This is a genomic window from Raineyella sp. W15-4, assembly GCF_033170155.1.
Classification (GTDB): Bacteria; Actinomycetota; Actinomycetes; order Propionibacteriales; family Propionibacteriaceae; genus Raineyella.
Genome location: NZ_CP137079.1, coordinates 263,130 through 276,924, shown reverse-complemented (window position 1 = coordinate 276,924; position 13,795 = coordinate 263,130). Strand labels below are relative to the sequence as shown.

Annotated in this window: 12 protein-coding genes; 5 read left to right on the top strand and 7 right to left on the bottom strand. The window is 65.8% G+C overall.

Features of this window, described 5'->3' with window-relative positions:
• Positions 1-54 precede the first annotated feature (54 nt).
• Complete coding sequence (locus R0145_RS01220) at positions 55-3,168, top strand: DUF3427 domain-containing protein (protein ID WP_317838617.1); 3,114 nt, start codon at positions 55-57, stop codon at positions 3,166-3,168.
• Between the two features lie 224 nt (positions 3,169-3,392).
• Here R0145_RS01220 and R0145_RS01215 read toward each other — a convergent pair whose 3' ends face one another.
• From R0145_RS01215 to R0145_RS01200, 4 genes are read right to left on the bottom strand one after another with little or no spacing between them, the layout of a single operon-like run.
• Positions 3,393-3,848, bottom strand: a complete 456-nt coding sequence (locus tag R0145_RS01215; RefSeq protein ID WP_317838616.1) for a PTS sugar transporter subunit IIA — start codon at positions 3,846-3,848, stop codon at positions 3,393-3,395.
• Positions 3,845-5,137 carry a zinc-binding dehydrogenase gene (locus R0145_RS01210; protein WP_317838615.1) on the bottom strand — a complete coding sequence of 431 codons (1,293 nt, stop codon included), beginning with the start codon at positions 5,135-5,137 and terminating at the stop codon, positions 3,845-3,847. Before R0145_RS01210 ends, R0145_RS01215 begins: the two co-directional genes overlap by 4 nt.
• A gap of 1 nt (position 5,138) precedes the next feature.
• The gene (locus R0145_RS01205; protein ID WP_317838614.1) at positions 5,139-6,635 is read right to left on the bottom strand and encodes a PTS mannitol transporter subunit IICB; all 1,497 of its coding nucleotides are present in this window, start codon (positions 6,633-6,635) and stop codon (positions 5,139-5,141) included.
• A complete protein-coding gene (locus tag R0145_RS01200) occupies positions 6,632-7,363 on the bottom strand; it encodes an AAA family ATPase (RefSeq protein WP_317838613.1) in 732 nt (243 codons plus the stop codon). The genes R0145_RS01205 and R0145_RS01200 overlap by 4 nt, the downstream gene beginning before the upstream one ends.
• Positions 7,364-7,479: 116 nt before the next feature.
• Here R0145_RS01200 and R0145_RS01195 point away from each other — a divergent pair, with 116 nt between their 5' ends.
• Positions 7,480-8,466: a sugar-binding transcriptional regulator gene (locus R0145_RS01195; RefSeq protein ID WP_317838612.1), complete on the top strand. Its 987-nt coding sequence runs from the start codon at positions 7,480-7,482 to the stop codon at positions 8,464-8,466.
• 90 nt (positions 8,467-8,556) lie between these two features.
• Here R0145_RS01195 and R0145_RS01190 read toward each other — a convergent pair whose 3' ends face one another.
• On the bottom strand, positions 8,557-9,786 hold the full coding sequence (locus R0145_RS01190; protein ID WP_317838611.1) for an exonuclease domain-containing protein: 1,230 nt from the start codon (positions 9,784-9,786) through the stop codon (positions 8,557-8,559).
• A 344-nt stretch (positions 9,787-10,130) separates the two neighbouring features.
• On the opposite strand from R0145_RS01190, the gene R0145_RS01185 reads away from it, so the two are divergent.
• The 3 genes from R0145_RS01185 (at position 10,131) to R0145_RS01175 (ending at position 11,119) form a co-directional block, all read left to right on the top strand.
• A complete protein-coding gene (locus R0145_RS01185) occupies positions 10,131-10,640 on the top strand; it encodes a GNAT family N-acetyltransferase (RefSeq protein WP_317838610.1) in 510 nt (169 codons plus the stop codon).
• A 123-nt stretch (positions 10,641-10,763) separates the two neighbouring features.
• Positions 10,764-10,961, top strand: a complete 198-nt coding sequence (locus R0145_RS01180) for a hypothetical protein (RefSeq protein WP_317838609.1) — start codon at positions 10,764-10,766, stop codon at positions 10,959-10,961.
• Positions 10,958-11,119, top strand: a complete 162-nt coding sequence (locus R0145_RS01175; protein ID WP_317838608.1) for a DUF5615 family PIN-like protein — start codon at positions 10,958-10,960, stop codon at positions 11,117-11,119. The genes R0145_RS01180 and R0145_RS01175 overlap by 4 nt, the downstream gene beginning before the upstream one ends.
• Positions 11,120-11,753: 634 nt before the next feature.
• On the opposite strand, the gene R0145_RS01170 is transcribed toward R0145_RS01175, so the two are convergent.
• A complete protein-coding gene (locus tag R0145_RS01170) occupies positions 11,754-13,073 on the bottom strand; it encodes an LssY C-terminal domain-containing protein (protein ID WP_317838607.1) in 1,320 nt (439 codons plus the stop codon).
• A gap of 25 nt (positions 13,074-13,098) precedes the next feature.
• The gene (locus R0145_RS01165) at positions 13,099-13,743 is read right to left on the bottom strand and encodes a VOC family protein (RefSeq protein WP_317838606.1); all 645 of its coding nucleotides are present in this window, start codon (positions 13,741-13,743) and stop codon (positions 13,099-13,101) included.
• Between the last annotated feature and the right edge of the window lie 52 nt (positions 13,744-13,795).

The following is a 13,795-nucleotide window of genomic DNA, read 5'->3' as shown; positions in this document are numbered from 1 at the left end:
GCCGACTTCGGTGCGACGCAGGGCAACGCGTTCCGGTCAGGGAGGTAACGAGCCATGGCAGGGGATGAGCCCCTTCACGAGGGCATGTATGACGCGCTTCTGACGACCGCCCTCCAACGTCGACTCAACGTCAGCCAGCTCGAAGCCGAACTCATCAAGCTCTCCGACGCAGATCTGCCGGCTCGCCTGGCAGATCACGTCGAGCGGGCACTCATCCGCCAGCTCGCCGACAGGCGCTCGGACGACCAGGTCTCCCTCGTCAACGATCTGCTCGACCACCTGGGCTCGAAGGAGGACGCGGTCGCTACCGAACCTCGGCTGCTCACCGCACTGCTCCACACTCCCGGCCCGGGAACGCCACCGCGCTACACCGGGCAGCCCCGGACGCCGCTGTCGGAAGCCGCCTTGATGACCAATGGCACTGGCGAACCGTCGCTCGGCGCCGAGCTGACCTCGGAATTGGCCAGCGCCGACGAAGTCCTCCTGCTCTCAGCCTTCATCAAGTGGTCCGGGCTTCGGACGATGAGGAAAGCGCTCGCGGACGCCGCGGGGCGGGGCATCCCCTTCCGCGTGATCACCACAACCTACATGGGCGCAACAGAGCGCGGCGCTATCGACCGACTCATCCACGATTACGGCGCCCAGGTGAAGGTCTCGTACGAGACGCGACGGACTCGCCTTCACGCGAAGGCCTGGCTCTTCCGGCGGGGGACCGAATTCGACACCGCGTACGTCGGCTCGTCGAACCTGTCGGCTCCAGCACTCCTGGACGGGCTGGAGTGGAATGTCCGACTCTCATCGCACGCCACCCCTCAGTTACTACGGAAGTTCGACGCTACCTTCGCGCATTACTGGAATGACACATCCTTCGAGTCGTACGACCCCGATCGCGACGCTGAGCAGCTTGACGAGGCTCTCGCCGTTGCGGGCGGGAAGCGTCCCGCCAGCGGCCAGGTCGTCAGCGTCTCCGGACTCCAGGTGCGGCCCTTCCCCTATCAGGAGGAAATGCTCGAGGCCCTGGAAACCGAGCGGGAGGTGCATGACCGGCATCGCAATCTCGTCGTCGCGGCCACCGGCACCGGCAAGACCGTCGTGGCCGCGCTGGACTACCGCAACCTCTGTGAGACCTTGAGCCAGGGCACGTATCGCCCATCCCTGCTCTTCGTGGCACACCGCAAGGAGATCCTGACTCAGTCGCTGCGGACGTTCCGCGAGGTGCTCGCTGACGGGAGCTTCGGCGAGCTGTGGGTCGATGGGCAGAAGCCCCGCGAATGGCGGTACGTCTTCGCCTCGATCCAGTCGCTCACAGCCACCGACATCGATCAGATCGAGTCCACCGCCTTCGACGTGGTCATCGTTGACGAGTTCCACCACGCGAAAGCTGCCAGCTACGACAAGCTGCTCCAGCGGTTGGCGCCACGCGAGCTGATTGGCCTCACCGCGACTCCAGAACGGGCTGATGGACGCGACGTCCGGGACTACTTCGACGGCCACACCTCAGTGGAGATGCGACTCTGGGAAGCACTCGACGCCGAGCTGCTGAGCCCGTTTCACTACTTCGCAATCGCCGACAACACTGACCTCACCGCCTTGTCCTGGCGGCGCGGGGCGTACGACGTGGGTGAGCTCGACCGCCTCTACACCGGCAATGAGGCCAGGGCTCGGCTCATCCTGGAACAGATTCGCGACCTCATCGACGACCCCCTCGGCATGCGAGCAATCGGCTTCTGCGTCGGTATCGGTCACGCCGCGTGGATGGCCCAAGTATTCAACCATGCCGGAATCCCGGCGAAAGCCGTCGCGGGAAACATCACCTCGACAGACCGCGATCAAGCCCTCCTGGACCTGCGGGAGCGCCGGATCAACGTCCTTTTCGCCGTAGACATGTTCAACGAGGGCGTCGACCTACCCGATATCGACACCATACTCTTCCTCCGCCCGACTGAGTCGGCGACCATCTTCCTCCAACAGCTGGGCCGAGGTCTGCGGCGTACAAAGGACAAGGCCGTACTCACGGCACTCGACTTCGTCGGCCACCAACGCAAGGAATTTCGCTTCGACCAGCGGTTCCGAGCCATCACGGGATCCGGCAAGGCCCAGCTGGAACGCGACATCAGGGACGGGTTCCCCTACCTGCCGGCCGGCTGCCAGATCGTCCTCGACCGGACCACCCAGGACAGCGTCCTCGAGAGCCTGCGCCGCCAGATCGGCGGGCGCTGGTCGGAGATCGTCGTCGAACTGCGCCGCATTGGCGACGTGTCGCTCGGAACATTCCTTGAGCAATCGCAGATCCCCCTGGCCGAGATTATCGGGAAACAGGGGCGAAGCTGGACCCGCGCCCGCCGGGAGGCTGGCTTTCCCGTGGCACCGGCCGGGCCTCAGGAGAAGTCGCTCCTCGAGCGCGTCAGTGCCTTCGTGCACGTCGATGATCCGAACCGGACCGACGCCTACCGCCGACTACTCTCGGATGACGTCGCGCCCTACGAGGAACTCTCCGAAGCCGACCAGCGGTGGGCTCGCATGCTCTACTTCACCCTCTGGCCGGGCCAAAACGCCTGGCCATCATACGACGCAGGCCTGCAGGCACTGGCAGCAGAGACCACTGTACGAGCCGACATCTCGACGATCATTGAGCTCGGCCTCGCCCATGCCGAGCATCGGACGCGCCCACTTGATGGCGTTCTGGCAGCCACTGGCTTACGCTCGCATGCCCGATACACGCGGGAGGAACTCGCCGCAGCTCTGGGCTACGCCACGCTCCAGCGCACGCCGAACATCCTGCGCCAGGGCGTCTTCTACGCGCCTGACTTCACCACGGACGGTCTGCTGGTGACGCTCCAGAAGAGTGCCCGAGAATACTCGCCGACGACGATGTACCGGGACTATGCAATCAGTCCAGAGCTCTTCCACTGGGAGAGCCAAGCCCAGACTCGGGTCGCGTCACCGACGGGGCAGCGCTACATCAACCAACGAACGGGCGGCAACCACATCCTGCTCTTCACCCGCGCCAGCAAATCCTGGGAGTACGGCAGAGGCGTCCCGTACATGCTGCTGGGCGAAGTCGACTACGTCGACCATCGTGGCGAGCAGCCAATTGCTATCACCTGGCACCTGCGGCACCCCATGCCTGCGGACGAGTTCCGGATAGCAGGCGTAGCAGCCAGCTAACCATCAACTCCACCGTGACGGTTTCTACCGTTCGCACGGGTCGTTTGAGCTGAGGTTCTTGACGGTATGACACCGCAATCCCGTCCCAAGATCACTCCATTTGGGCCTTCGACGCGGACCCCTCAAGAGGAGTGAGGTTAGCCCAATGACCCCAAAGGCGACGAGGTCGAGTTCCAGTGACCTGCCGCGGCACGGGCTGCGACAGGCTACGAGGGATTGATGCTTCAGGAGTCCGCGCCGGTGAGCTCCTCCAGCACATCCTCGGCAGTTGTGGCGTCGCGGAGCCTCTCCACGGCCTCCACGTCGACGAAGACTCCAGCGATATTAGCGAGTAACTCGAGGTGTTGATCGTCGACACCCGCAATGCCCAGCACGAACTCGACTCGCTTTCCGCCTCCCCAGTCGATGCCCTGGGGGTAGCGCACGAATGACAACGCTGTGGAGCGGATGAGCTTCTTGGCCGCGCTGGTCCCGTGCGGGATGGACAGCAGGCTGCCCATGTACGTGGAGATCGTGCGTTCCCGATCATGCATGGCTGTCACATAGCCTTCGTCAACAGCACCGGCTGCGACCAACAGCCGCCCTGCTTCGTCGATGGCGGAGTCCTTGTCGCGGGCCCGGCCGTCCAGGACGATGGAACCCGCCTGGAGGACCTGCCTGCCGGAAAAGGTGATACTCATCGGACAGCTTCCTGTGCCGATTCGAGCAGGTCTTCTGGCGTTGGTTCGAGCGCAGTCCTCAGGATGTGCTCGGCCTCGGCGTTCCACAGCCCCCGGTGGGCGTCGCAGGCCATGGCGAGGTCGGCGAACAACTGATCAGTGGCTCCGAGCGTGGCGAAGTCTGTGATCGCCGTCAGTGGCATATCGATATGGGGATAGATCATCCGCTTGCCGCCCGGCATGTCGTGCAGCCCACGTATCGCCTCCGGCACGGCGTTCAGCCCGCCGATGTGGGTAACCATCATCGAGGGGTTGATGGCGCCACGTGCTGACAAGTCGAGGCTCTCCTGCATGTCCGAGGTTGCCCCGCCCGAGGTGCCCACCACGTGGGTGGACTCGTAGTGGACGTTGTAGAAGTTGAGGCGGGCGCTGAAGTCAGGATCGGTCGGCCCGGAGAAGAAGTTCAGGCACCCGTCCGTGGCAAGGATCCGATCGGCGGTCTCCACCAGCTGGGGCACCGGAGCAAAGACAAACACGTCGTCGAAGCCGTTTCCCCCGCTGATCCCTCGCAAGTCGGCCACCGCATCGGAGGTCGCCGTGTTGAGGTAGACCAGTCGGGTGCCGTTCGGCGCCGATTCGGGCGGGAGAAGCAGCGCGGTACGGTCGAGCCGGTCCTGATCGATGTCGGCGACGACCACGAGGCTGGGACGGTAAGGGCCAGCCAGTGCGTACTGGATCGCGCCCAGCCCCATAGGACCGGCCGCCCCCAGGAGGGCCAGCCAGCCTCCAGGCCGGATGCCCATCTCGTGGCGGTACACGTACTGCGTGGTGTGGAAATTGGCGTGGAAGGCACCGATCAAACACATCATCGGTTCGGCCAGCGATGCGTTGGCGAAGTAGTTCGAGTCGTACGGCAGCACACAACCGTGGTCGATGGCCACTTTCGGGATGATCGTGTAGGTAGCGTCGCCGCCGTAATAGGGGTAGCTATAGCCCGGCGACTCTCCGGTCGGCAGGCCGAGCGCCGGCTGGATGGCGACATGCTCGCCGACTTGGAACTGGTCGGCCACGGCCGCGCCGACCTCGACGATGACTCCGGCAAACTCGTGGCCGGTCATGGTGGGGTGCTCCGCCACGTCATCGGGCACCCGCTTATGGCCGGGGCCGAGGACGACAGCTTTGTATGTCGACATGCACATGCTGCTACTGACCACTCGCAGCAGAAGCTCTTCGGGGCCGATGGGTGGGAGATCGAGCTCATCGACGCTCACTTCGCCGCGTCCATGGATACGTGCTGCGTGGATGCGCACGTCACACCTCCTTAGCCACCGGGGTGACGCTGGCGAGCAGCTCCTCCAGGTGGGGGTCGTTGAGATAGTTCTGGATGGTGACCAGTCGGGCATCCGGCTTGGCCTTGCGAGCACGCCCGGCGAGGTCCTGGTGGACGACGACTACGTCGGCGTCGCCGGGGATGTCCTCGATGGCCACGTGGGTGACCTCGATGTCGCCGGACCCCTGCTTCTTGAGGTTCTTGCTGAAAATGCTGGCTCCCATCGCGCTGCTGCCCATGCCGGCATCGCAGGCGAACACGACCTTGCGAATCACCGCGACGGGAACGGACGTGTTCGGCTCCTCTGATGTGAGAAAGTTCGCGGCAGTGGCCTCAGTTTCGGTGGTCTTGAGGACTCCCGACAGAACGTCCTTGCCGGCGTTCTTCATGGACGTCGACCGGGCCTGGAAGTCCGCGAGGTCGTTGCCGGTCTTGCGGTGGGAGGAGCGACGCTGGTCGAAACGCAGAATCAGCGAGTTGACGACGAAGCTGACAGTGCCGGCCACGAGGACTGCCGCGATGATCGCGGAGTAGTCGCCACGAGGGGTCAGCAGCAAGTAGGAGATGATCGAGCCCGGGCTCGGGCCGGCCACAAGCCCGCCCCCCAAGAGCTGGAGGGTGGCGATACCGAAGCCCGAGCCGAGGATCATGCCGATCAGGGTGAGCGGCTTCATCAGCACGTACGGGAAGTAGATCTCGTGGATGCCGCCGAGGAAGTGGATGATGATCGCGCCGGGGGCGGAGTCACGCAGTTCCTTGGTCTCGCCAAACTTCCAGAAGGCGCACAGCAGCCCAAGGCCGGCGCCGGGGTTGGAGGCCACGCAGAACAGAATCGACTTGCCGGCCTCGGCCGCCTGCTGCATGCCCAACGGATAGTAGATGCCCTGATCGATGACGTTGTTGAGGAACAACACTTTCGCGGGTTCGTTGAGCACGGCAAGGACTGGCAGGAAGCCGGTACTAATGAGAGCTCCGACCGCGACGGTCAGTGCCTTGTTGAGTGCGAGGACCGCGGGTCCGACGGCCACGTACGACAAGAGGCACAATCCCAGCCCAATAAGGCCCAGCGAGAAGTTGTCGACGATCATCTCGAAGCCGGGCCTAATGCGGTCCTTGGTGAACCGGTCGAACTGCTTGAGAATCCAGGCGCTGAACGGACCCATGATCATCGCGCCGAGGAACATTGGGATATCAGCGCCGACGATCAGGCCGACGGTCCCGATGACGCCGATCACGCCGCCGCGTTTGCCGTGGATGAGTGTGCCGCCGGTATAGGCAAGCAGCGATGGAAGGATGTAGTGGATGATCGGAGTGTTGAGCTGGGCGAGGTAGTCGTTAGGCAGCCATCCTGTGGGGATGAACAGCGCGGTGAGAAAGCCCCAGGCGATGAAGGCCCCCATGTTGGGGATGACCATCGCCGTCAGGAATCCTCCGAACGCTTGCACACGGGCTCGCGCGTTGGGGGCGTTGGAACTCATGAAGTGACTTCTTCCAGGTGTCCGTCAGGCCGCAAGGTCAACGTCACGTCGACGTTGCGGGCGCTGTGATCCAAGTACCGAATGATGTTGGGGAGGTCGCTGGCCTCATAGAAGGTTTCGGCGTCATGCAGAGAGATCCCGCCGGCTTGCTTGCGGGCGATCAATCGTTCGCGCAGGAGTGGGGGCCCCGCATCGATGAAAATCGTGAGACTGGCGAGTGCTCTCAAGTCGCGCCAGCCGGGCTCCTCCAGCAGGAGCCAGTTGCCCTCGACCAGCACACGCCCTGCGGTGACGGCCGTACGGTCGTCGACAGGTTCGTGGAGCCGTCGGTCGTAGCCCGGCCACGCCACGTCCTCGGTTGCCGATCGCGTTATGCAAGTCCGGAGTCGGTCCAGATCGAATGACTCCGGAGCGCCCTTGACGTCGACCAACCGGACGTCTTTTCCATTCACATGTGCCGTGTGCCGAGCCAGGTAGTCATTCATGTGGTGGAAGCCGTCTATCCCGACGACTGCCAAGTCGAGGCCGCGGAACGCGGCGGCGTGGCGCAGCAGCTCAGCCAGGGTCGACTTGCCGCACCCCGGCGGTCCGGCCAGGAAGGCGAAAGAGCGCGCCGCACCGGGGTGCGGGGACATTGAGCCCAGCAGCGGCAAGAGCCGGTCCTCGACAACGACGGGACTCAGCACGGCATCCACCGCCAGTCCATTCACCACGATGTGCTTACGCATCTCTACATCCATCTGCTCAGATGAGCACCTCTGCTCACACCATGAACGCTACGATTACCTCAGACAGCCGTCAAGAAAAGGGCGACAATGTCGCTCATTTGAGCGAGGGGACTGGGATGGATGACGAGATCACCGGGCTGATCACACGGATCGCACACCTCTACTACGACGACGACGTGCCGAAATCCGCGATTGCCCAACAACTCGGCATCTCAAGGTTCAAGGTGGCAAGGCTCCTACAGCAGGGTCGGGACGAAGGCATCATCACCATCGAGATCCGCCCGGGGACCACCTATCTGCGCCAGGTCTCCCACGACCTGGCCAGACATCTCGGTCTCTCGGCTTGCCTAGTTGTCCCGGGGGGAGGCAGTGAAGCCCTGGAGCGCGACCGCATCGCGCAGATGACGGCCAACCTGGTGCAGTCGATCCTCAGACCCAACGACAGTTTCGGATTCTCCTGGGGCAGGACGATGCTGGCTGTCAGTCAGCACCTGACCGATCTACCGCCCTCCACGATCGCCCAGCTGACCGGCACGGTCGGAAACGACCTGAGCCAGTCCCCCCTCGAGATCCTGCGCGGCGTTGCCGGGACGTCGACGGTCAACGCCCATCCGATCTTCGCGCCGCTCTTCGCTGGCACGGTTGAGAGTGCCGCAGTGTTGCGCGCCGACCCAGCTATCGCGGCGAACCTCGCACGGTTCCGGGACCTCTCCGTCGCGGTAATGTCCATTGGGTCGTGGAGCCCCCCGATCACACAGCTGCGCGAGTATCTATCCCCCGCGGACACTGCGATCCTCGACGCCGCCGGGGCCCGAGCTGAGATGCTGGGGTTGTTCCTCGATGAGCAGGGCAGGGTGATCGATGGCGACCTGAACGCGCGGCGCATCGCCGCCACTCCGGATGATCTCCTGACCATCCCGTATGTGATCGCCGCCGCCGGGGACCCCGCCAAGGCCCCCGCGATCCGAGCCGTCGCCAGCTCCGGGCTCGTCACGACACTCATCACCGACGACCGAACCGCGCTGCGACTCAGCGAGCTGCCACCCATCCACACGAAGGCCCACACCCGTCACCAACGAAGACGGTCGGCCCACACGTCGTGACCGCAGCACGCAGGGTGCGACTCCCCAGCTAGGCCGACCCACACAAGTTGTTCAGTTCTCCTGCACGGCAGCCTGCGGATCCCGCGCAATTCATCGCCTGGCCACGTCGCCCAGGATCCGCCCGAATGTCGCCTCACCGACGATCGGGATCCCGTAGTCCCGGGCCTTCCGGGCCTTGCCGCTGAGGGAGTCCGGGTCGGCCGCGACCACCAGTTTGGTGCGCTTGGTGACCGCGCCGACCTCGAGGCCCACTTGTTCGGCGAGGGCGATCCATTCCTCCCGTGGCCGCTGCATGTCCCCGGTGAAGACGACCCGGTCGCCCGGCTCCAGGCGGAACTCGGGTCGGGACGCCGTCTCGGCGCAGCCGTGATCGTGGATCTCGGCCAGTGCCGCATCCGCGTCCTCGGCGGTCAGTCCGAGCATCTGCGCGATCGCCCGGATGCTCTCGTGCTCGGCCGGCGTCACGACCCCGTCGGCCCAGGCCGCTGCCGCGACCGACGCGAGGTACGTACTGTTCGCCTCCCGCACCTGCTCTGCAGTCAGGCCGAGGTCCTCGGCGACCTGCAGCAGCAGGCACTCCTCATGCACGCTGAGTGACCCGTCGAGCAGCGCCCGATCCAGCACGTCCAAGTACGGGTCGACGTCCGGGTTCTGTGACCGCGGCAGCCGTGCGGTCAGCCGGTCGATCCATGCCCCGGCACGGCGTCGCCCGCAAGCGCCCCGCTGCACCAGGGGGACCGGCCCGTGCACCGGCGCCGGGGGCCATGCGTACGCGCGGGTCTCCCGTACGGTCCGGTCCCAGCGCGGCTCCACGGCAACGTGGTGCACGTAGACACCCAGCAGTTCGGCCGTCGCGTGCGCGTCCCCGAGTGCAGAGTGCGCGTTGGCGAGCGTCACCCCCGCCGCCGCGCAGCACGACTCGAGCCGACGCGGCACCTGCGGCAGAACGGTCCGCGCCCACTCCATCGTGCAGAGCCCGCACAGGGGCTCGGGCAGGTCGTAGCCCGCCCGCCGCAGTTCGATGGTGAGGAAGTTCAGGTCGAAGCGCGCGTTGTGCGCGACGACCGTACGACCCGCGAAGTCCTCCACCACCAAAGGAGCGAGGTCGGCGAACGTCGGCGCGTCCAGGACGTCACCCGCAGCGATGCCGTGGATGCTGACCGGCCCGACGTCCCGGAGCGGATTGACCAGGGTCGACCACTCCCCCAGCAGTCGCCCCTCGTCGTCGACGTGCACGGCCGCGATCTCGACGATCCGGTCCGTACCTGTCGGGTTGAAGCCGGTCGTCTCCAGATCGACCACCACATACCCGCCGTCCACAGCGCCTCCCCTGACGTCCGTGGGACAGACGTTAATGGTTCGATCGCGCACGGCTGGCCCACTGCGGCCGTCATCACATCGCGCACCCCGTGGTACCAGGCTTCCCCTCCGGGCGGCTGAAGGTCCGGTGGACTCCAGCCGCCCGGAACCGGAGCTTCACACATAACTCTCAACATCTCTCAACCCTGGTGAAGCTGGGTGTTATGTCAGCGTGAAGCTGTCCCCTGCCTGGTCCAGGACGGTCGTCGGGTGCCTCAAGCCAGATGTCCGATGGATTAGCCTTGGCCCCACCCGTGGATCCACATCCTGACCCACGACCTCCTCGACGGACGGAGCTCTCCGCCATGCATGGCCCCACCGCCCGCACGCTGCCCGACGGGGCGATCGTCCGCACGGCGACTCCCTCCGACGTACCGGCCATCCTGGACCGCATCCGCGACCTCGCGGTCTACGAGCATAAGCCGGACGCCGTCGAGAACACCGAGGAGCGGCTGCACGGCGTGCTGTTCGGCGAGCGGCCGAGCGTCTTCGCCCATGTTGTCGATCGGGACGGCGTGATCGCCGGGATCGCGATCTGGTTCCTCAACTATTCGACCTGGACGGGCACGAACGGGATCTTCCTCGAGGACCTGTTCGTCGCCGAGTCGGAACGTGGTCGCGGCTACGGTCTGGCGCTGATGAGGGAGCTCGCGGCGATCGCGGTCGAGCGCGGCTACGCCCGCGTTGAGTGGTCCGTGCTCGACTGGAACGCCCCCTCGATCGCGTTCTACCGCACGATCGGCGCGGTCGGCATGGACGACTGGACCGGTCAGCGGCTCACCGGCGACGCTCTCCGTGCCCTTGGCGGGCGATGACTGCAGGTCGTGGGGAACGCGCAGCCCCCAGCCCGTGCGACTACCTCGCACCCTGTGCCTCGTCGTCAAGCAGGCGCTGAACGAGAGCCTCACACCGCTGTCGCGCTACCCTCGTCACAGGAGGTGATCCACGAGTCGTACGACACGGTGCCGCTGGCAGACATCTATGCTGTGCTTGCGTACTACCTCCACCACCGGACCGAGGTCGAGTCCTACCTCTCCGAGCGGGAGCGGCAGGACGCGACGACCCGAGCACGGATCGAGGCCGAGTATCCGACCGCCGGGTTGCGCGCGAAGCTTCTGGCCCGTCTGGGCACGTGAGCGTCCGCTTCCTGGCCGACGAGGACTTCAACCGCGCCATCGTCAACGGCCTCCTCAGGCTCGCGCCGGAAACTGACATCGTGCGCGTACAGGACGTCGGCCTGCGCACCCTGGACGACCCCACGATCCTGGCGTGGGCGGCGCGGGAGGGCGCGTGATGCTGAGCCACGACGCCGCTACGATGCCGGACTTCGCTCACAACCGCATGCCGCCGGGCTGCCGATGGCCGGAGTATTCATCGCGTCGGCCACAATGCCCGTCGGGATGGTCATCGCTGACCTCGTGGTCGTCACGCAGGTCAGTGTCAACGCCGACTGGGAGGGACGCGTCAGCTACTTGCCGCTGTAGCGATCGGCCGAGATGAGAAGCCAACTCTCACGATGACGGCCGCCCCGTACCGGGGCTCGACGCCGTCAGGATCCAGGTGGCCCTGGCGGACACCTGGGACGTACGGGCATCAGTTCGGCAACCAGCGACCGTCCGCGCCCCTGGCGGCCCTCGGTCGCCGGCATCCTGACCTGGAGCGCCGCCGTGGTCGCGTACTACTTCTACCTTCTCCTGCAACTGGTATTGCTCAGGCATCCGACCCGGCCGGAGATGCACATCAGCAGCGCCGGACGAGACCCGTACTACCTCGACAATCTGGTCAGCGTCTTTGTCGGTGAGGTACTCATCGGCGGAATCGCCGAATGGCTCGGGGTGGCGATCATCGGAGGTGGGATTGTCGGCCGACTGGTCGCCATTGCTTACCATCGGGCTCGAGGACCAACTACAGGCGGACCTATCGCCACGTCACGCCTGCGCCGCACCCGGACCAACCTCCGGAGTCCGCCGCGCCCAGGCTCCGGCCGACTCACTGGACAGCGCAAGCAGCGCGATGCACTGCACCGACGCCGTGAACAGTGTCCAGTCGAGCCCGAGGGCCGCGCTGCCGTCGAGGTAGTCGATCGCCACCAGCGTGATCTCCAGGGTGAGGAGCACAATGAGCGCAGCGCGAGATCGGCGTCCACCACGCAACGCCAGCCATGACGTCCCGAGCTGACTCAGCGTGAAGGCCACGAACGCGCCCACCAGCACTGTCGGGACCTGCTCCTGCCCGGACCCGGCGGCGATGAGCCCCTGCACCTCACCGGCACCGAAGAAGCCGACCAGCTTCACGGCGCTGACCAGCACGACCAGCGCGAACGCCACCACGGCCGCCAGCGGCGCACGCCCGATCGTCGCGCCCGCCGACGCCGGACCTGCAGCGTCCGGCCTGGTCGGCGGCACCGACGCGTCCACAGCGGAAACATCGAGGATGGGGAGGTCGCCGTCGGTGATGAAGTGGTCGCCGCCGCCGTTTCGCGCGTGGTATCCGGTGGTGAAGTTGCGCAGCGTGCGGACCGTCACGGCGGGGTTTGTCCGGCACACCGACGAGATCACGTAGTCCCGCTCGACATCGGTGTTCTCGTTGATCCGATGGGTGACCTGCAGGGTGAAGAACGACAGCCTGACGTTCATGTCGTACGTGCCCGCACCGAGCCAGTCGGCCCTGGCACCGCCGGGCAGGAACCATCCTGGCGGACAATGCCAGAAGCGCACGTGGTGGCGCTGTGTGGGGTTGCCCGCGACTTCCTGCTCATAGGCGATATCGTGCCGGCGGCGAAAGAGCATGAGAGACGACACCGGCGCCGTCGGATAGCTGCGGCGGGTGAGAGTCGACAGGATCATCCGCCAGCTGGACGCGCCGGTGATCTCATCCGCGCGGCGCCAGCCGGCCCACGTCATCACCTGATCGAGTTGCTCGGCGGAGCCGTCCACGCCCAGGTTGACCGGGTCACCGAGCAGACCGTCCGCGGTGCGGGTGCGGCCGAAGAAATAGTCGGGAACGTAGAGGTCCGAGAGCATCCGATGCAGCCGGGGCAGAACAGCATAGGCCGTGATCGCCCAGACCGGAATGACCCAGACCGGCGCCCACGGGGTGCGGAACCCTTGGATCGCGATGACGACCGCCATCCACGCCGCAACCACCGTGCCGACGAGGAAGGCGATCTGGTCGAACAACCTCGTCGGCAACAACGGTTGCTGCAGCTGAAATGCCCACAGGCGCCGCGGCGCTGGATCCTTCGTCACCTCATCGGTGCCATCTGCGAGTCCGTCAGTCGCGTTCCTGCCAGGTGCAGATACAGGCCTCGTTGCCTTCGGCGTCGGCCAGCACCCACCAGGCGGGGGCGTACTGTGCGGTGACCAGCCGGCCGCCGGCGGCGAGGGCGGCCTGAAGGCGGCGCTCGGCCTCGTCGTGGGGGACGTCGACGTCGAGATGGATCCGGTTGCGCTGGGTGCGGGGCTGATCCATCTGCTGGAACCAGACCAGCGGCGCCAGCCGATCGGGGTCGACGATCTCGTTGTCACCGGCCTCTCGGTAGCCGAGCACGGCCAGCCAGAACGGGCGGATCCTCGCCACATCCATGGCGTCGATGGCGACGTCAGCCACGGTCAGCGCGGCCGGATCGGTGCGAAATCCCGCGTCGTCGACCAGGGTGCTGACCGCCCGGGCGAAGCGTACGTCCCGGTCGGTCAGCTGCCCGACGTCGTGGCTGACGACGCTCAGGTGCACCCGGGAGTAGCGGATGTCGATGTCGGGGTGGTGGTTGTGCTGCTCGGCCAGGGCCCCGACCCGATGGACGAGGTCGAGGGCAGCGGGGAAAGAGCCGCACTCGACCATCACGTGGAGCGCGCCCGAGATCACCCGCCAGCCGGGAACGGCCTCGGTCACCTGACGCGGTGTCACCGTCTCACTCATGGCGTCAGTCTAGTCGTGAGGCGAGTCACAGTGACTCGCGAGAGGGCTCCCG

Excerpts from the sequence above, each read along its gene's own strand:
- R0145_RS01220 (WP_317838617.1), top strand. The coding sequence starts at position 55 with ATGGCAGGGGATGAGCCCCTTCACGAGGGCATGTATGACGCGCTTCTG.
- R0145_RS01215 (WP_317838616.1), bottom strand. The coding sequence starts at position 3,848 with ATGAGTATCACCTTTTCCGGCAGGCAGGTCCTCCAGGCGGGTTCCATC.
- R0145_RS01205 (WP_317838614.1), bottom strand. The coding sequence starts at position 6,635 with ATGAGTTCCAACGCCCCCAACGCGCGAGCCCGTGTGCAAGCGTTCGGA.
- R0145_RS01200 (WP_317838613.1), bottom strand. The coding sequence starts at position 7,363 with ATGCGTAAGCACATCGTGGTGAATGGACTGGCGGTGGATGCCGTGCTG.
- R0145_RS01195 (WP_317838612.1), top strand. The coding sequence starts at position 7,480 with ATGGATGACGAGATCACCGGGCTGATCACACGGATCGCACACCTCTAC.
- R0145_RS01185 (WP_317838610.1), top strand. The coding sequence starts at position 10,131 with ATGCATGGCCCCACCGCCCGCACGCTGCCCGACGGGGCGATCGTCCGC.
- R0145_RS01165 (WP_317838606.1), bottom strand. The coding sequence starts at position 13,743 with ATGAGTGAGACGGTGACACCGCGTCAGGTGACCGAGGCCGTTCCCGGC.